This is a genomic window from Pseudomonas sp. SWRI99 (genome assembly GCF_014270125.1).
Lineage (GTDB): Bacteria > Pseudomonadota > Gammaproteobacteria > Pseudomonadales > Pseudomonadaceae > Aquipseudomonas > Aquipseudomonas hamedanensis.
The window spans coordinates 78,427-96,397 of the sequence record NZ_JABWQR010000025.1 but is presented as its reverse complement, the minus strand read 5'-3'; the positions used below and the strand labels follow the sequence as shown (position 1 = coordinate 96,397).

The following is a 17,971-nucleotide window of genomic DNA, read 5'->3' as shown; positions in this document are numbered from 1 at the left end:
CCTCGCCACAGGGGTTCGCTGTGCCATCAACGCCCGGAAACGGCGTTGCGATTTCGGTGCACCGCTTTGGATCAAACCCTGAGCTCAGGACTGCGATTCCCTGTGGCGAGGGAGCTTGCTCCCGCTGGAGGGCGAAGCACTCCCAGGCGTTTTTGCCTGACAGACTTGGGTTGCAGGTTTTGCAACTGCTGCGCAGTCGAGCGGGAGCAAGCTCCCTCGCCACAGGGCCATCGAGAATGGGTCAGGCGAGCAGATCTTGCAGGGTGGCGAGGCTGTCGGCTTCTTCCACGGTTTTGTCCTTGCGCCAGCGCAGCATCCGCGGGAAACGCACGGCGATTCCGCTCTTGTGCCGGCGCGAAAGGGCGATACCTTCGAAGCCCAATTCGAACACCAGGCTGGGTTTCACGCTGCTCACCGGACCGAATTTCTCCACCGTCGTTTTGCGCACGATGCTGTCGACCTGGCGCATTTCTTCGTCGGTCAGGCCCGAATACGCCTTGGCAAACGGCACCAGCGTGCGTTGGCTCGACTCCGGCGGGCCGTCCCACACGGCAAACGTGTAATCGCTGTACAGACTGGCGCGGCGGCCATGCCCGCGCTGGGCATAGATCAATACCGCATCGACACTGAACGGGTCGACCTTCCATTTCCACCACACGCCCATGTCCTTGGTCCGACCGACGCCGTACAGCGAATCGCGCGCCTTGAGCATCATGCCTTCGACGCCGAGTTTGCGTGACGCTTCGCGCTGGCGGCCGAGGTCGAGCCAGTCTTCTCCGGTCAATACAGGGGAGGGCAGCAGCACCGGGCTGTTGCATCGCGCGATCACCTGCTCAAGTTGCGCACGACGCTTGACTTGAGGCTGGTTGCGCCAGTCTTCGCCCTGCCATTCCAACAGGTCGTAGGCAAGCACCACCACCGGCACTTCATCGAGGATTTTCTTGTCGAGGGTCTTGCGGCCGATGCGTTGTTGCAGCAGGGCGAAGGGTTGCACCGCCGGCGGCTCGCTGGATTGCGGGTCGAAGGCATCTTCGGTGGTTGGATGGGTGCTTTTCCACACGACGATTTCGCCGTCGATCACCGTACCGTCGGGCAAACCGTGCACCAGCACATCGAACTCAGGGAAACGCTCGGTCACCAGTTCTTCGCCACGCGACCACACCCACAACTTGCCGTCACGCTTGACCACTTGGGCGCGGATGCCATCCCACTTCCATTCCACCTGCCAGTCGCTGGCGGGCCCGAGCAACGCGTCGAACTCCTCGACCGGTTGCGACAAAGCGTGGGCGAGAAAAAAGGGGTAGGGCTGACCGCCACGTTGGGCATGCTCGTCGGCAGATTCCGCGGCGATCAGTTTCAGGTAACTGGCGGCGCTGGGTCGGTTCGACAGATCGGTGTAACCGACCAGACGCTGGGCCACGCGTTTGCTGTCCAGCCCGGCCATCGACGCCAGCGCGCGGGTGACCAGCAGTTTCGATACTCCGACGCGGAAGCTGCCGGTGATCAGTTTGATGCACAGCATCAGGCTGGGCCGGTCCAGTTGCGCCCACAACGCCGGCAGTTGCCGCGCCAGGTATTCAGGGCTTTCGCCGCGCAGTGGCAGCAGTTTGTCTTCGATCCATTCGGCGAGACCGGCCTCGGAGCTGTGCGAATTCTCCGGCAGCACAAGAGAAATGGTCTCGGCCAGATCGCCGACCGCTTGATAGCTCTCTTCGAACAACCATGGCTGCAGCCCGGACACCTCGACGGCCAGCTCGCGCAGAATACGCACCGGCACCAGCTGCCGTGGGCGCCCGCCGGACAAGAAGTACACCGCCCACGCGGCATCTTCCGGTGCAGCCTGGGCGAAGTACGCCTGCATCGCCGCCAGTTTGGCGTTGCTGGACGTGGTCGCGTCGAGTTCGGCGTACAACTCGGCGAAAGCTTTCATGCGGACGTCTCGGTAACGGTGGGCTCGACGGCGATGTTGTCCTCTTCGTCATCGCCGTATTCGGTGTTGAAGCCTTGTGCGTCCAGGCCCTGTTCGCGCAGGTGACGCACGAGCACGCCGATCGAACCGTGCGTGACCATCACCCGTTCTGCGCCGGTCTGGTTGATCGCCCAGAGCAGGCCGGGCCAGTCGGCGTGATCAGACAAGACAAAGCCGCGATCCACACCACGCCGCCGGCGAGTACCGCGCAGGCGCATCCAGCCGCTGGCGAAAGCATCACTGAAATCGCCGAAACGGCGCATCCAGCTACTGCCGCCCGCCGAGGGCGGGGCAATGATTAAGGCCTGACGCATCATCGGGTCGGTTTTTTTCACATCGCCGGCGTAAAGGGTTTGCGGTAGATACACGCCGGCTTCGCGATAAACCCGGTTGAGCGGTTCCACCGCACCGTGGCTGAGGATCGGCCCGAGGCTTTCGTCGATGCCATGGAGAATCCGCTGGGCCTTGCCGAATGAGTAGCAGAACAACACGCTGGCCTTGCCGGCGGCGATATTGGCGGCCCACCACTGATTGATTTCGTCGAAAATCTGCGCCTGCGGTTGCCAGCGGTAAATCGGCAGGCCAAAGGTCGATTCGGTGATGAAGGTGTGGCAGCGCACCGGTTCGAATGGCGCGCAGGTGCCGTCCGGCTCGACCTTGTAATCGCCAGACGCGACCCAGACTTCGCCACCATATTCCAGGCGCACCTGCGCCGAACCGAGCACATGGCCGGCCGGATGAAAACTCAGGGTGACACCTTGATGGCTCAGGCGCTGACCGTAATCAAGGGTTTGCAGATTGATGTCCTGGCCCAGCCGTGCGCGCAGAATGCCTTCGCTGGCGCTGCTGGCGAGGTAATGCTGATTGCCGCTGCGCGCGTGATCGCCGTGGGCATGGGTGATCACCGAACGTTCGACCGGCCGCCACGGATCGATATAGAAATCCCCGGCGGGGCAGTACAGACCTTCGGGTCGGGCAATAACAAGATCCATGTCGTGACCGCAATGGAGGGCTTGTTAAATATGAGGCTGGGGTGAGGCGGGAAGTTCGATTGGTTTTCCGGGACGACTCAAACCCCTGTAGGAGTGAGCCTGCTCGCGATGGCGCTGTGTCTGACGCTTCAATTCGGCGGTCAGATCGCTATCGCGAGCAGGCTCACTCTTACAGGGGAGCTGTTGATCTATTTACCGGGAGTCAGGGTCAAACGACTCTTGCCATACACCCGATCAAAGTTCTGCGGCTGCATCGGCAGACCGATGTACTGCCCCTTCAGCCACGCATTGATACCATTCAGGTAGTTCGGACTCAGCGGATTGCCCGATTGCCCCGTACCGTTCTGCGCCATCAGCGGTTCGCTCTGGCCGAAGTCGACGATAAAACGCATCGACGGCGCCCGCGTTGTGGCGAAATCCTGACCCCAGGCAAACGCCGAGGCGTTCAGCGTGGTGTGATCGCCACCCGCTGCCAGCGGCCCGTGCACGGTCTGGCCACTGCTGTTTTTCCAGGCATAACTGTGCAACTTGCCCCACTGCCAGGCGCGGTGATCGCCGCCCAATTGACTGTCGCCTGCAGTAATCGCCGCCGCCAGGCTGCGGGCCAGTATCACGGTTTTGTCTTCCTTCTGCGGCGTGCGAACGTCGTCCCAGAACGGACTGTCCTCGCGGCCAAGCAGATGATCGGCCTGCGCCGCATAAGACAGATCGCCGCTGGCGATAAAGGCTTTCCACGTCGGGCTGGACTCAGGCCCCAGTTCGTCGAGGAAAATCTGCTTCATGCTTTCCTGCAGAAACAATTCATAAAGCGCCGCATCCGCCGAGGTCGGGCTGAGCTTGCCGTCGAACGCCATCAAGCGCGTGAAGGCTTCGCGGGCCTTGCTGCGCTCGGCTTCCGGCAGGCTATCGATCGCCTGTTTCAGCGGCTGCTTCATGCCTGGAGATTCGAAGACTTTTTTCAGCTTGGTGGCGAAAGTAGTGGTTTGGTCGTACTGCATCGCGATGACGCTGCGGCTGTCATGCTTGCCGCTGCCGGCCAGTTCGGCCAGGCGTTCGCCACGCTCCGGTGCCGCCCAGGATTTCGACAGCTGCATGCCGTAACCGTCCGGGATGACGCGCTGGTTGGCCGTGCCGAGCCAGCCTTGGGCCGGGTCCTGATCGTAGGGGTGCAGCATCGGGTCGGCGTAGCCGTCCCAATCGTAACGACCGTCCCAGCCCGGCGAGGGCAGCAGGCCTTCGCCTTCGCGGCGGTTGGGGAAACGTCCGGTGACTTGCCAGCCGATATTGCTCGCATCGGCGAACACCAGGTTCAGCGTGATGGCGCGGATCTCGCGGCTCGCGTCGGAAGCACGCTCGACGTTTTGCGCGCGCGTCAGGTCGAAGAACGCGTCGAGGGTTTTGTCATCGGTGAAACTCGGCATCTGCAAGGCCAGGCCGAAACCGCTGCCTTGCGCCGCTGCCTGCGCACTGTTGAGTAGCGCGCCATGGTGAGTTTCGTACACCGCTTCGCGAATCGGCCGCTGGCCTTTGACGAAATAGGTTTCGTTGCGCACGCCCAGCGGCTGCCATTTGCCGTTGACCTCGTAGGTCAGGCTGCTGCCCTGACGACGGATTTTTTCCAGAAACAGGTCCTGGTTATCACCGAGTACGCTGCTCATGCTCCAGGCGACTTTACCGTTGAAGCCGCCGAGGACCATCGGCAAACCGGCAATCGTCACGCCCGCCGCCTGATATTTCGGTGCGCGGATCTGCACGAAGCTCCACAGCGACGGCGCGGCCAGCGGCCCATGGGCGTCGCTGGCCAGCAGGCTCTTGCCGCTGCGGCTGCGTTGCGGGGCGATCGCCCAGTTGTTCGCAGTCGGCGTGCCGAGCAGGTTCAGCGCCGACAGTTGTTGGCTGGCGCTGCTCAGTTCGCTCAAGCCGGGGATTTGCCCGTTGAGCTTGACGCCTTGCAGTTTGTCGGCCTCGGCCAGTGGCAGGTTTTCGTCCGGTGCGGACGGCGACAGCCAGGCAAGTTTGTCGCTGGTCACGGTTTGCGCCAGCACCAGCGAGGCAATTTCCTCCGGCAGGTTGGCCGACTGGCTGAAGTTCAGCAGGGCGAAAATCAGCGCCGAATCTTCCGGCTTCCAGTATTCCGGCTTGTAGCCGCTGGCGGCGAGGTCGCCCGGCAGCTTGTCGGCGTAGCGGAACAGGTAGGCATTGACGCCCCGCGCATAGACTTCGAAAAAGCGCTTGAGCCGTGGCGACGACGCCTTGTACAACTCGCCGGCGCTTTTCTTCAGGTTGACGGCGCGCATGTAACGGTCGGCATCGAGCATCGAGGCGCCGGACATCTCCGCCAGTCGGCCCTGCGCCAACAGCCGCAGGGTGACCATCTGGTTGATGCGGTCGCTGGCGTGGACGTAGCCGAGACTGAACAGCGCGTCATGGAAACTGTTGCTTTCGATCAACGGCATGCCCATGGCATTGCGTCGCACCGACACGTTCTGCGCCAGACCCTTGAGCGGTTGCACGCCGGCGGTCGGTGGCAGGCTGTCCTGAGCGTTCCAGGTCTGGCACCCGGACAGGCCCAAAACACCGGCCACTGCTGCGGCAACGCCGAACCGGGGAAGAAAATGTGTAAGGGCTGGCGAGGCCATGGCGAAGCTCCTGCGGGGGTATAAGGCTGGGGGCGCAATAAAGCCGCTACGTTAGTGAGCGGGCGAGGGCTGCGCAAGCGGGGCGAGTGGTTATTTGTGCAGTTGTCGGCTGATCGGTCAGAGGCTTTGCAGTTGCCTGTGGGAAAGCTGAGATGTTGAACTACGGAAAACCCCCAGACCTCGCATGAGAATATCGCCATGGAACTGCAGGCCAGCGCCGCACTGATCATCATCGACCAGCAGAAGGGCATCCTCCATCCGCGCCTGGGCCGTCGGAATAACCCTCACGCTGAAGAAAACATGCTGGAACTGTTGGCGCTGTGGCGCCGGACCGGGCGACCGGTGATTCATGTGCAGCATTTATCGCGCTCGCCGGATTCAGTGTTTTGGCCAGAGCAGTCCGGGGTGGACTTTCAGCCGCGGTTTATGCCGCAGGACGGCGAATGGCTGATCCAGAAAGCCGTGCCAGATGCATTTTGTGCGACGCGTCTGGAAGGGCGGTTGCGCGAAGCGGGGATCGGGCAAGTGGTGATCGTCGGTGTGGCCACAAACAATTCGGTGGAATCGACGGCGCGTACCGCGGGCAATCTGGGGTTCGACGCGTGGGTGGCGGAGGATGCGTGTTTTACCTTCGACAAGGCCGATTATTTCGGCACACCGCGTACCGCTGAAGAGGTGCACGCAATGTCGCTGGGGAATTTGCATGGGGAGTATGCGACGGTGGTCGATTGTGCACGGATTCTGGCGGCGGGCTGACGTTTTGTGGTGAATGGGCCGGCGCCTTCGCGAGCCTGCTCGCGAAGGCGGCCTGTCAGGCGAAGAAGATCTCCGCCAAGGGCATCAAGCGCCGTGGCACTTCTTGAATTTCTTGCCGTTGCCGCACGGGCAAGGATCGTTGCGGCCGACGTCTTTCAGGGCGTTGCGCACTGGTTCCTGGTGGGCATGGCCGCAGTTCGGGCCGTGTACGTGGCCGTGGTCATGGTCGTGACCGTGATGATGGTCATGATCGTGGTTGCAATCAGGGCCATGGACATGAGGTTGTTGAGTCATCGGTGTTGCTCCGGAATTAAATCGGCGGGGATTATCACGCCATTGCGCTCAAGGTGCACGTAGTGGGCGATGAATAAACCGGTTTCCATCTCCCCCTGCAATCGATAGGGAATTTGCTGATTGGGGTTTTTCAGCATTTTCACCATGTCTTTGATCTTCGGCCACAGGTTGGTGCGAATCGGCACCTTGAAATAAGCGCTGCGCTTCGGTCCGACGGTAAACCAGTGTTCATGCTCGCCCTCGGCCAACAGGATATCAGCCAGATGAATGCGGTATTCCAGCCCGCGCACCGTCAGGTCGCTGTCGTTGGGGTTATCGAGGCGAAAGTGCAGGATGAACTTCTGTTCGAGCAGCTTGGCGCGCACCACTTCGACGTTCACCAGATGCACGGCGGGCTCGACGCTGTCATCGCTGAACCACGAGGCACAGCCGCCAAGGTTGAGGATCAGCATGAGGAACAAAAGATGGAATGTGCGTCGACGACCAAGCATGGTTGTACTCCCTTTGTTGCCAGTCTAGACGCTAGAAGATCGCAGCCTTCGGCAGCTCCTACAGAGTGAACGCAAATGCTGTGTAGGAGCTGCCGCAGGCTGCGATCTTTTGATCTTGTCCTTTAAACGCCGAAGTAACCTGCACAGCACTTCTTGAATTTCTGCCCGCTGCCACACGGGCAACTGTCATTACGCCCCAATTTCATTTGCACTGTCGGGTCGATGAAATACCAGCGCCCGGCGTTCTGCACGAACGAAGAACGCTCGCGATGACTGTGCTCGCCCTGGCTGTCGTGCCAGCGCGCAGTGAAGGTGACAAAGGCGTGTTCCGGCTGGCCGCCGAAGACCTCCGAACTTTCCACCTCAAGGCCCAGCCAGGTACTTTGCGCGCTCCAGTCGCTGATCGATTGCTTGTTCAAACCGGCCTGTTGGGCGGGCAGGGTGGTCGCCACCAGATAATCGATCAGTCCCAGCACATAAGCGCTGTAGCGCGAACGCATCAAGGCTTCGGCGCAAGGCGCCGGATGGCCTTCGTGATAATGGCCGCAGCAGGCCTCCAGCAGATTGCCGCTGCCGCACGGGCAAATGGCTGTACTCATTGCATTACCACCAATATTTCCCGAAGTTTTCCGGATTGGCCCAGAACCGCGAGTTGAGCCAGTCTGGGACTTGTTTGTAGTCAAGCAGATCGTAGGTGAACAGGGTCAGCATCTGGTCGTCGCGTTGAAAGCGTTCGCTCGCTTGCAGCGCCAGCGAATAGAAGTCGGTCTCCTGCCAGCCACTGGCCGCCAGGTCGGCCAGCACGGCGATGCGGCTGGCGTTGAGATTACGAATACCGCCCAACAGATTCAGGCCGTCGCGCTTGGGTAAATGTTCCAGGCAATCGACCACCAGTGCGAGGTCGAAGCGCTGCGCCGCCAGTTCGGTGGGCAACGCACCGGGCGCGGCGTGGGCGACCAGGCTGTTGGGGTGCGCGTCCTTGAACGCGCTCAAGGCCGGGAATTCGCTGGCGCCGATCAATAACAGTCGAGCCGGGGCGTAGCGGTCCAGCAAAGCGGCCAACGCCTGTTGCGGCGTGCGTGGAGAAATGGCGACGTTCATCGAAGCTCCTCAGTCAGACCGCCAAGACTAGCCTGCCAGCCTGCGCCGGCAAAGCGCCCGCTAGGGTGGTTTTTCATTAAAAGAGGCAAACGCCTATGAACACGGTCGCAAACAGCGGTGGCCTATTGCTGGCGGAGATTAAAACTCCGGTCTTTACTCCCTGAATCGGTTTTAAGCCGATCCCTCAGGAGAAAACTAGATGAGCATAGTTCGGACAGCATTACCCTTGGTTCTGCTAACCAGTGTGTTGACTGGTTGCGCAGGTTTGCAGAAAACCGACTGGCCGACCTGTGCGGCGGTCGGCGGTGTGGTCGGTGCCGGTCTCGGCGCGACGGAAAGTGCGGCGTGGGCCGGCTACGGTGCGTTGCTGGTCGGCGGTACGGCAGCGGCCTATTGCTGGGTGCATGGCGATGGCGACGAAGACGGCGATGGCGTGCCGGACAGTCGCGACAAGTGCCCGGGCACGCCTAAAGGCGTGCAGGTCGACGCCGACGGCTGCCCACCGCCGACGCCTGCGCCAGTGATTGAAGAAGCGGTAGTGGTCAAGGAAGAGACGATTGTCATCCGTGATGTGCACTTCCAGTTCGACAAAGCCACCCTGACCGGTCCCGACAAGCAAGTGCTCGACAAAGTCGCCACGCGCCTGAAGCAGGAATCTTCCACTGCGCAATTGACCGTGACCGGTCATACCGACAGCGTGGGCAGCGATGCCTACAACCAGAAACTGTCGGATCGTCGCGCGCATTCGGTGGTGGAATACCTGATCCAGCAAGGTGTGCCGCGCGCCAGCTTCGTTTCGGTGTCGGGCCTGGGTGAAAGCCAGCCGGTGGCGGATAACAAGTCTGCCGACGGCCGCGCACAGAACCGTCGTACCGAAATCAAAATCGTCCGTTGAAACCTCTCGCATCCGCGGCTTGTGCAGTCGCGGATGCGGGTCTTTACTCCTGTGTAACCGGTATGGGCCGGTGACACAGGAGCTTTCACCATGACTGTTTTCGCAAGGTCCGTCTTGCCGGTGCTGCTGCTTGGCAGCTTGCTTACCGGTTGCGCCACGCACAGCGATGGCACTGCACCCCTCAATCAACGTACATGGCCGATCTGCAGTCTGTTGGGCGGACTGGTCGGCGGCGGGCTTGGCGCTATCGAAAGTGCGGGCTGGGCCGGCGGCGGCGCAGCGCTGGGCATCGTCACCGGCGGATTGATCTGTTACGCCCAGGATGGCGATGAAGACAGCGACGGCGTGTTCGATCGCCGCGACCGTTGCCCGGATACGCCGGAAAATACCGAAGTCGATCACCGCGGTTGCCCGTTGCCGCAATATCCGGTCGCTGAGAAACCGGCCGAGCCGGCGCCGCAAAGTGAAGTGATCACTTTGAGCGATGCGGGCAACGTGCTGTTCGATTTCGACAAGTCTGACCTGACGCCAGCAGCGAAAGCCCAGCTCGACACCCTGATGGACAAGCTGCGCAATGCCGATGTGGTCAGCATCAAAGTGATTGGCCATACCGACAGCAAAGGTTCGGATGCCTACAACCAGGCGTTGTCGGAGCGTCGCGCGAGCAGCGTGGCGGCTTATCTGCTCAGCCAGGGCCTGGCGCCGGACAAATTGACCAGCGAAGGTCGCGGTGAAAGCGAACCGGTGGCCGATAACGCGTCTGACGAAGGACGCGCGCAAAATCGCCGCGTGGAACTCCATATCAATCGTTAGGACGGGTCTGTAGTCCGCAGGCTAGAGCTGCCGGGGAGATATCGTCGACCCGGCAGCCGTTTGGCCGGCATTTGCAGATTTTTCGTTTTCCCCTCTGGCTTATCCCCCGCAGAAGCCGTTACTGTGCGCGCAAAGAATAATTCGCAACACGGGGGCGCGTATGAAACTGTTTTGGGGGCTGGGCCGTTTACTGACCCTGCTGTTCTGCGGCGTGGTGCTGGTCAATCAACTGGTGCCGTTTGTCCATCCGCTGCACCTGCTGGTCAATCTGGCCGGTGGTCTGTTGTTGCTGATCCATGTGCTCGAAGTGCTGCTGTGCAATCGCAGCCTCAAGGGCCGCCCCCATCCCTGGCGCGACCGTGGCCGCATCCTGCTGTTCGGCGTTTTCCATTTGCAAACCCTCCCGGCCCCGGCCGCTCCGCAGGCTTCTTCCCATGCGTAAACTCTGCTTGCTCGTTGCATTCATCAGCCCCCTGGCCTGTGCTCAGGTCGTCAGCGTTGAAACCAATTCCTTGATGCGCCTGCCCAACACGGCCAGCACCTTGCAGTTGGAAAAGCTGGAAGTCGCCGATTACGGCACTCTGCTGATCCCCTCGAACGTGACGGAACTGAACGTCGATGAACTGCGTCTGGGCCATGAGGCGCGTATCGCCATTGTTCCGGCTGAACAGGCGCTGGAGGTGAGAGTCAAGCGTGCCGAATTGAGCGATGGCAGCCAGATCACTGCCCGCGGTGCACCGGGCACCTATGAAAAAGCCGCGCGTGCCGGGCGCAACCTGAATCTGCAATTCAAGGCGCTGAACGCGCCGCTGCTGTCAATCGACGCGCGGGGCGGCACCGGTGCGCCGGGGTTCGTCGGGCTTGACGGTGGCAACGGCGAAGATCCGGGCTGCACGTATGGTTCGGCCGGTCACGGTGCCGATGGCGGTGACGGCAGCGACGGGCAACCGGGCGCTCCGGGCGCACTGGTACGCCTGGAAATACCGCGCGATTTCCCGGCGGATCTGATCAAGGTCAATGTGGCCGGCGGTGCCGGTGGCCCCGCGGGTGTTGGCGGCAAGGCTGGCAAGGGTGGCAAGTCCAAGGGCTGCCTGGTGTACCGCGCCGATGGCGGCAAGAACGGCAAGGCGGGGGCGGACGGCCAGCCCGGGCCGGTGGGCGCGGCTGGGGCTGTGACTGTGCAGCGCCTCTAAAGAACAGCACTTTCAATCTGTGGCGAGGGAGCTTGCTCCCGCTGGGGCGGGCAGCGGCCCTGAAATCAGACAGCGCGCCCCTTCCGGTTAAACTCGGCAACTGATTTGGGTTGCTTCGCAACCCGGCGGGAGCAAGCTCCCTCGCCACAGTCAGTGTTTGTCTCGACACCTCAGAACATGGGCCGCGCCGCAGCCACTGCCACCAGCACCAACCCGACAAGCAAATTAAGCCCCACCACCCGCCGTATCCGACCCAGCACTGCCGCGCCCGCCGGCCAGTCCTTTGCGTCCACCGCTTTGCGCAGTTCCGGCAACATCAGCCCCTGAATGCGGATAAACAGTGCGGTCATCACCACATACAAACCGATCATGACCTGCACGTACTTCGGCGCGGTCTCGAACCCGACCTGCTGCAGATGCAGCATGCCCACGCCACTGATCGGAAGCAGAATCACCGCGACCCAGACCCAGCGGAAAAAACCTTGAAACACTTCCACCCACAAGGTCAGGCGAGCGGGGCCGTCGAGGGCCTTCACAGCCGCTGGGCGCAAGACCATCCAGGCGAAAAACATGCCGCCGACCCAGACCAGCGCGGCGAGGACATGCAGGGGATAAACGAGGCTAAAAGGTGTCATTGGGTTACTCCGTTCTGCGCAGGATCGATTCGCGGGGTATGATAGCCGCCGAATCAAACCACTGAAAATTTATCCAGCGTTTTTAGCGCCCGACACTCAATGATCAGCACTGAACTCAAAACCACGATCCAGGGCGCCTATTCGCGTTTTCTAGAGGCCAAGAGCCTCAAACCGCGTTACGGCCAGCGCCTGATGATCGCCGAGATCGCTAAAGTCCTCGGGGATATCGACACCGACGACGAAGGCCGGCGCAGTGGCGACCCGGCGATTGTCGCGGTCGAGGCCGGCACCGGTACTGGCAAGACTGTGGCCTACAGCCTGGCGGCGATCCCCACGGCGAAACTGGCGGGCAAGCGTCTGGTGATTGCCACCGCGACCGTGGCCCTGCAAGAACAGATCGTCTACAAGGATTTGCCCGACCTGATGCGCAACAGCGGGCTGAATTTCAGCTTTGCCCTGGCCAAGGGGCGTGGCCGCTACATGTGCCTGTCCAAACTCGACATGCTGTTGCAGGAAGGCCACGCGCAGACGGCCACCGCGCAGCTGTTCGAAGAAGAAGGCTTCAAGATCGAGGTGGATGAAGCCAGTCAGAAGCTGTTCACCAGCATGATCGAGAAACTCGCCGGCAATAAGTGGGACGGTGACCGCGACAGTTGGCCGAACGCGCTGGAGGATGCCGATTGGGCGCGCCTGACCACCGATCACAGCCAGTGCACCAACCGCCATTGCCCGAACTTCGGCCAGTGCGCCTTCTACAAGGCCCGCGAAGGCATGGGCAAGGTTGACGTGATCGTGACTAACCACGACATGGTCCTCGCTGACCTGGCCTTGGGCGGCGGTGCCGTGCTGCCGGACCCGCGCGACACCATTTACGTGTTCGACGAAGGTCACCATCTGCCGGACAAGGCCATCGGCCATTTCGCCCATTACACGCGCCTGCGTTCCACCGCCGACTGGCTGGAAACCACCGCCAAGAACCTCACCAAACTGCTGGCCCAGCATCCGTTGCCCGGCGATCTCGGCAAGTTGATCGAGCAGGTGCCGGAGCTGGCGCGAGAGATCAAGACCCAGCAGCAGTTCATGTTCAGCGCCTGCGAACAGATCGCCGATTTCAAGCCCGGTGAAGACGTCGAGGGGCGCGAGCGCCCGCGCCATCGCTTCGTGGGTGGGGTGATTCCCGAGCATATGCGAGAGATGGGCATCGAGCTGAAAAAAGGCTATTCGCGCCTCAACGACCTGTTCACCCGCCTGACCGACCTGCTCAAGGAAGGCATGGATGGCGAGGTCAACATCGGCATCGCCAGCAATCAGGCCGAAGAATGGTATCCACTGTTCGGCAGCCTGTTGTCGCGTGCCTCCGGCAACTGGGAACTGTGGACCGCATTTACCGCCGAAGACCCGGAAGACAGCCCGCCGATGGCGCGTTGGCTGACCCTGGCGGAAAGCGGTTCGCTGTTCGACATCGAAGTCAACGCCAGTCCGATTCTGGCTGCCGAAACCCTGCGCCGCAGTTTGTGGAACGTCGCTTACGGGTGTCTCGTCACATCGGCGACCCTGACCGCGCTAGGCACGTTCGACCGTTTCCGCATGCGCGCCGGTCTGCCGAAAAAAGCCGTCACGGCGGTGGTGCCCAGCCCGTTCCATCACGCCGATGCCGGTGTGTTGCGCGTGCCGGATCTGAAGGCCGACCCGCGCGATGCGGCCGCCCACACAGCGGCGATTATCCGGGAGCTGCCCGATCTGGTCGAAGGTTCGCGCGGCACGCTGGTGCTGTTCTCCTCGCGCAAGCAAATGCAGGACGTGTTCGACGGCCTCGACCGTGACTGGCGCAAGCAAGTGTTCATTCAAGGCAACCTGTCGAAACAGGAAACCCTGAACAAGCACAAGGCGCGGGTCGATGGCGGTGATTCCAGCGTGCTGTTCGGCCTGGCCAGTTTCGCCGAAGGCGTCGACTTGCCGGGGGCTTACTGCGAACACGTGGTAATCGCCAAGATCCCGTTCTCGGTGCCGGACGATCCGGTCGAAGCTGCGTTGTCGGAGTGGATCGAAGCCCGTGGCGGCAATCCGTTTATGGAAATCTCCGTGCCCGATGCCTCGCTGAAACTGGTCCAGGCCTGCGGCCGCCTGCTGCGTACCGAAGAAGACCGCGGCACCATCACCTTGCTCGATCGGCGTCTGGTCACCCAGCGCTACGGCAAGGCGATCCTCAACGCGTTGCCGCCTTTCCGTCGTGAAATATCCTGAGGCACCGGTGGGCCGTTTGGCCCGCCGCGCTGTCTATCTCTCTACCATCGCTTTTCCATTGGCCTTTGTTGGTCGTTAGGGAGAACTCCGTTCTTATGATCCGCCGTTCGTTGCCTGCCGTATTTGTCCTGATCTTTGCTGCGCCGTTGCTCGCGGCGCCTGCCGGCCAGCAGACGCTGTTCAATTTTGTCCGTCCGGCCGATGTGGTCAAAGTCGCGACTGAAAACGCCGATCTGCCGCAAGCCAATGCCGAACAGACCCCCGAAGGCGAAGTGCTGCGCCGGGTGATCTTCAATCCGGCCGCCCGCCCGACCTTGCGTCTGACGCCGCAGACCGGCGCATGGGACTGGTCTCAGTCCGGCATGATGACCTTGCGTTTGCAGAGTGCGATGAACTGGGCGGTGACGGTTTATGTGCAGATTCAGAGCAACGATGGCCGCACCTTGGTCAGCCGCGTCGATCTGCCGGCCGGCCCCGCGCAAACCTTGCTGGTGCCACTGGTGGCCTCAACGCCGCTGAGTCAGGGCATGAAGGCCGGCCCGCCAATGCCGATGACCGTCGATGGCCAGCGCATCCTGCTGGCCAGCAGCACGGGCGAAATCGATCGCAGCCAGGTGGTCTCGGTCAGTCTGTCGATGGATCAGCCGAAGGTCGCGCAAAGCCTGCTGCTTGAGCGTTTCGGCGTGCAGGACGGCGGATCGGTCACGCAGGCGGTGTACGGCAATCTGGTCGACGCTTACGGGCAATCGACCCGTGGCCAATGGCCGGAAAAGATCAGCAATGACGAACAACTGAAATCCGCCGCCAGCAAAGAACAGCGACAACTGAACACTTGGCTGGCCGAGCGCGACAAGTCATCGCTGGACACGTTCGGTGGCTGGAGCAAAGGCCCGGCGTTCAAGGCCAGCGGGTTCTTCCGCACGGAAAAGCGCGATGGCCGTTGGTATCTGGTGACCCCAGAAGGCCACCCGTTTTACTCGCTGGGCGTCAACACCGTCAGCCCGCAGGTCAACCAGACCTACGTGGCCGGGCGCGAATACATGTTCGAGTCCCTGCCCAAGCAAGGCGAGCCGTTGGCCGTGCAGTTCGGCGAAGCCGACAACCGTGGCGGCAACGGTGCCGATCAGGGCCGTGGCTACGGCAGCGGTCGCTGGTATGACTTCTACGGCGCCAACCTGCGGCGCCTGTACGGCGAACCGTGCAAACCTGACAGCGACCACAAGGCCGGTATTGCCGAAGCGGCGAAGGCGGGCGCGTCTGAAACCGGTTCGGTTCAGGCTGCTGAATCGGTAGCGGTGCCTGCCGAGCCGAAGCCAGGAATTGCCGAAGCAGCGCAGACAGACGCGGTGCAAGCGTCCGCCGAGAATGCCGTTGCGTGCAAGGCCACGTTTGATGAAGCGCGGTGGACTACCCACACCCTCGATCGCCTGCAGGCCTGGGGTTTCAATACTGTCGGCAACTGGAGCGCGCCGTCGCTGGCTGACGCCGAACGCGTGCCGTACACCATGCCGCTGTCGATTGTCGGCGACTACACCAGCATCAGCACCGGCAACGATTGGTGGGGCGCCATGCCTGACCCGTTCGATCCGCGTTTTGCCATGGCCACCGAACGCGCCGTGGCGATTGCAGCACGCGATCACCGCGATGATCCGTGGCTGATCGGCTACTACGCCGACAACGAACTGGCCTGGGCCGGCCCCGGCGACGACGCGAAGTCGCGCTACGCACTGGCGTACGGCACGCTGAAAATGACCACCGATGTGCCGGCCAAGCGCGCGTTTCTCAAGCAGTTGCGGGACAAGTACCGCAATCAGGCCGGGTTGTCGAAGGCGTGGGGGGTAGACGTACCGGCATGGGAGCTCATGGAAGACCCGGGCTTCGAGCCACCGCTGCCGAACCCGGAGCACCCGGAAATCGAGGCTGATTTCAAATACTTCCAGAAGGTCTTCGCCGACACCTATTTCAAGACGATTTCCGACGCGCTGAAATGGCACGCACCGAACCAGTTGCTGCTCGGTGGCCGCTTTGCTGTCAGTACCCCGGAAGCGGTGGCCTCCTGCGCACAGTATTGCGATGTGCTGAGCTTCAATATGTACACGCTGAAACCCCAGGACGGTTATGACTTCGCAGCGCTGAAGGCCTTGGATAAACCGGTGCTGATCAGCGAGTTCAACTTCGGCTCGACCGATCGCGGCCCGTTCTGGGGCGGTCCGACGCAACTTTCCCGGGAAGAGGATCGTGGCCCGGCCTATGCCAATTTCCTTAAACAGGCCTTGAGTGAACCGTCGATAGTCGGCGTGCACTGGTTCCAGTATCTCGACCAACCGGTGACCGGGCGTTTGCTCGACGGCGAGAACGGCCATTTTGGACTGGTCGGGATCACCGATCTGCCCTATCAAGGCTTCGTCGAGACGGTGCGCAAAAGCAATCTGCAAGCGCTTGAGCAATTGGGCAAGGAGGCGCAGAAAGCGCCGGTGCATGAGGCTGAAGGCGGGCGAAAAGGCGAGGCGGGTAAAAACGCCGGCGCAGGCCATGCCGGTGGGCATTCGGGAAATGGCCACTAAGCTTTGAACCGCGTTATCGTTCTTCGCGATGTAGAAACGGACCCACACGGGTCTCGGTAGCATTAGAGATCCCCTGTGGGAGCGAGCCTGCTCGCGAAGGCGTCAGCCGCCTCACCGAAATATCTGAAATAACCGTCTGGCCCGCGCCTGTTCCCAAATCCCTCAAGGGCTGGAACAATGCGGGCCACTTTGTAGAGCGTTTTCGCGGGGGAGTTGCGGGTGCAGATTCAGGGTCATTACGAGCTTCAATTCGAAGCGGTGCGCGAAGCTTTCGCGGCACTGTTCGACGATCCCCAGGAACGCGGCGCAGCCTTGTGCATAAAGGTCGGCGGAGAAACCGTCCTCGATCTCTGGTCCGGTACCGCCGACAAGGACGGCAGCGAAGCCTGGCACAGCGACACCATCGCCAACCTGTTCTCGTGCACCAAGACTTTCACCGCGGTCACTGCGCTGCAACTGGTCGCCGAAGGCAAGTTGCAACTCGACGCCCCGGTGGCTCGCTATTGGCCGGAGTTCGCCGCTGCCGGCAAAGAATCCGTAACCCTGCGTCAATTGCTCTGCCATCAGGCCGGCTTGCCGGCGCTGCGCGAATTGCTCCCCCCCGAAGCCCTTTACGACTGGCAAACCATGGTCGACGCCCTCGCGGCCGAAGCACCGTGGTGGACTCCGGGCACCGGTCACGGTTATGCCGCGATCACCTACGGCTGGCTGGTCGGCGAATTGCTGCGCCGCGCCGACGGTCGTGGGCCGGGCGAATCGATTGTCGCTCGGGTCGCCAAACCGTTGGGCCTGGATTTCCACGTTGGCCTGGCCGACGAAGAGTTTCATCGCGTCGCGCACATCGCTCGGGGCAAGGGCAACGCCGGCGACGCCGCGGCTCAGCGCCTGCTGCAAGTGACCATGCGCGAACCGACTGCCATGACCACCCGTGCCTTCACCAATCCGCCGTCAGTGCTGACCAGCACCAACAAGCCGGAATGGCGACGCATGCAGCAACCGGCGGCGAACGGCCACGGTAACGCGCGCAGCCTCGCCGGGTTCTACGCGGGCCTGCTCGACGGCAGCCTGCTCGAAAGCGAAATGCTCGAGGAGCTGACCCGCGAGCACAGCCTCGGCGACGACAAGACCTTGCTCACCCGCACCCGTTTCGGCCTCGGCTGCATGCTCGATCAGCCGGACGTGGCTAACGCTACCTACGGCCTCGGTCCGCGTGCGTTCGGCCATCCGGGCGCGGGCGGCTCCATTGGTTTTGCTGATCCTGAGCATGATGTCGCGTTCGGTTTCGTGACAAATACCTTGGGGCCTTACGTTTTGATGGATCCGCGTGCGCAAAAGCTGGCGCGGGTGCTTGCCACTTGTCTGTAAAGCTTCAACAGAGGTTCCAG

The 17,971-nt window shown here is 61.9% G+C and carries 16 protein-coding genes; 8 read left to right on the top strand and 8 right to left on the bottom strand.

What is annotated here, in order from left to right; genetic code table 11:
• Positions 1 to 241: 241 nt before the first annotated feature.
• From HU743_RS20135 to HU743_RS20125, 3 genes are all read right to left on the bottom strand, one after another.
• Positions 242 to 1,930, bottom strand: coding sequence for an ATP-dependent DNA ligase (locus HU743_RS20135; RefSeq protein WP_186650801.1), 1,689 nt, complete (start codon positions 1,928 to 1,930; stop codon positions 242 to 244).
• Positions 1,927 to 2,961: a ligase-associated DNA damage response exonuclease gene (locus HU743_RS20130; RefSeq protein ID WP_186650800.1), complete on the bottom strand. Its 1,035-nt coding sequence runs from the start codon at positions 2,959 to 2,961 to the stop codon at positions 1,927 to 1,929. The genes HU743_RS20135 and HU743_RS20130 overlap by 4 nt, the downstream gene beginning before the upstream one ends.
• Before the next feature lie 188 nt (positions 2,962 to 3,149).
• The gene (locus HU743_RS20125) at positions 3,150 to 5,600 is read right to left on the bottom strand and encodes a penicillin acylase family protein (RefSeq protein WP_186650798.1); all 2,451 of its coding nucleotides are present in this window, start codon (positions 5,598 to 5,600) and stop codon (positions 3,150 to 3,152) included.
• 198 nt (positions 5,601 to 5,798) lie between these two features.
• Here HU743_RS20125 and HU743_RS20120 point away from each other — a divergent pair, with 198 nt between their 5' ends.
• The gene (locus HU743_RS20120) at positions 5,799 to 6,356 is read left to right on the top strand and encodes a cysteine hydrolase family protein (RefSeq protein WP_186650796.1); all 558 of its coding nucleotides are present in this window, start codon (positions 5,799 to 5,801) and stop codon (positions 6,354 to 6,356) included.
• A gap of 84 nt (positions 6,357 to 6,440) precedes the next feature.
• Here HU743_RS20120 and HU743_RS20115 read toward each other — a convergent pair whose 3' ends face one another.
• From HU743_RS20115 to HU743_RS20100, 4 genes are all read right to left on the bottom strand, one after another.
• Positions 6,441 to 6,650 (bottom strand): SEC-C metal-binding domain-containing protein, encoded by a 210-nt coding sequence (locus tag HU743_RS20115; RefSeq protein WP_186650794.1) that lies wholly within the window; start codon positions 6,648 to 6,650, stop codon positions 6,441 to 6,443.
• Complete coding sequence (locus HU743_RS20110; RefSeq protein WP_186650791.1) at positions 6,647 to 7,141, bottom strand: LEA type 2 family protein; 495 nt, start codon at positions 7,139 to 7,141, stop codon at positions 6,647 to 6,649. The genes HU743_RS20115 and HU743_RS20110 overlap by 4 nt, the downstream gene beginning before the upstream one ends.
• Before the next feature lie 122 nt (positions 7,142 to 7,263).
• Positions 7,264 to 7,740 carry a YchJ family protein gene (locus HU743_RS20105; protein ID WP_186650790.1) on the bottom strand — a complete coding sequence of 159 codons (477 nt, stop codon included), beginning with the start codon at positions 7,738 to 7,740 and terminating at the stop codon, positions 7,264 to 7,266.
• Positions 7,741 to 7,744: 4 nt separating this feature from the next.
• On the bottom strand, positions 7,745 to 8,242 hold the full coding sequence (locus HU743_RS20100) for a DUF6231 family protein (RefSeq protein ID WP_186650788.1): 498 nt from the start codon (positions 8,240 to 8,242) through the stop codon (positions 7,745 to 7,747).
• A gap of 199 nt (positions 8,243 to 8,441) precedes the next feature.
• On the opposite strand from HU743_RS20100, the gene HU743_RS20095 reads away from it, so the two are divergent.
• The 4 genes from HU743_RS20095 to HU743_RS20080 all read left to right on the top strand — a co-directional run bounded on the left by HU743_RS20095 (position 8,442) and on the right by HU743_RS20080 (position 11,143).
• A complete protein-coding gene (locus HU743_RS20095; protein ID WP_186650786.1) occupies positions 8,442 to 9,137 on the top strand; it encodes an OmpA family protein in 696 nt (231 codons plus the stop codon).
• 90 nt (positions 9,138 to 9,227) lie between these two features.
• Positions 9,228 to 9,950, top strand: coding sequence for an OmpA family protein (locus HU743_RS20090; protein ID WP_186621163.1), 723 nt, complete (start codon positions 9,228 to 9,230; stop codon positions 9,948 to 9,950).
• A 160-nt stretch (positions 9,951 to 10,110) separates the two neighbouring features.
• The gene (locus tag HU743_RS20085; RefSeq protein ID WP_186552027.1) at positions 10,111 to 10,392 is read left to right on the top strand and encodes a DUF1145 domain-containing protein; all 282 of its coding nucleotides are present in this window, start codon (positions 10,111 to 10,113) and stop codon (positions 10,390 to 10,392) included.
• Positions 10,385 to 11,143, top strand: coding sequence for a collagen-like protein (locus HU743_RS20080; RefSeq protein ID WP_186552026.1), 759 nt, complete (start codon positions 10,385 to 10,387; stop codon positions 11,141 to 11,143). The genes HU743_RS20085 and HU743_RS20080 overlap by 8 nt, the downstream gene beginning before the upstream one ends.
• Before the next feature lie 170 nt (positions 11,144 to 11,313).
• Here HU743_RS20080 and HU743_RS20075 read toward each other — a convergent pair whose 3' ends face one another.
• A complete protein-coding gene (locus HU743_RS20075) occupies positions 11,314 to 11,778 on the bottom strand; it encodes a DUF2269 family protein (RefSeq protein ID WP_186552025.1) in 465 nt (154 codons plus the stop codon).
• Positions 11,779 to 11,877: 99 nt separating this feature from the next.
• Between HU743_RS20075 and dinG the strand changes: the two genes are divergently transcribed.
• The 3 genes from dinG (at position 11,878) to HU743_RS20060 (ending at position 17,951) form a co-directional block, all read left to right on the top strand.
• The gene (gene dinG / locus HU743_RS20070) at positions 11,878 to 14,022 is read left to right on the top strand and encodes an ATP-dependent DNA helicase DinG (protein WP_186552024.1); all 2,145 of its coding nucleotides are present in this window, start codon (positions 11,878 to 11,880) and stop codon (positions 14,020 to 14,022) included.
• A 95-nt stretch (positions 14,023 to 14,117) separates the two neighbouring features.
• The gene (locus HU743_RS20065; protein ID WP_186650784.1) at positions 14,118 to 16,586 is read left to right on the top strand and encodes a beta-galactosidase; all 2,469 of its coding nucleotides are present in this window, start codon (positions 14,118 to 14,120) and stop codon (positions 16,584 to 16,586) included.
• Positions 16,587 to 16,805: 219 nt separating this feature from the next.
• The gene (locus HU743_RS20060) at positions 16,806 to 17,951 is read left to right on the top strand and encodes a serine hydrolase (protein WP_186650782.1); all 1,146 of its coding nucleotides are present in this window, start codon (positions 16,806 to 16,808) and stop codon (positions 17,949 to 17,951) included.
• Positions 17,952 to 17,971 lie beyond the last annotated feature (20 nt).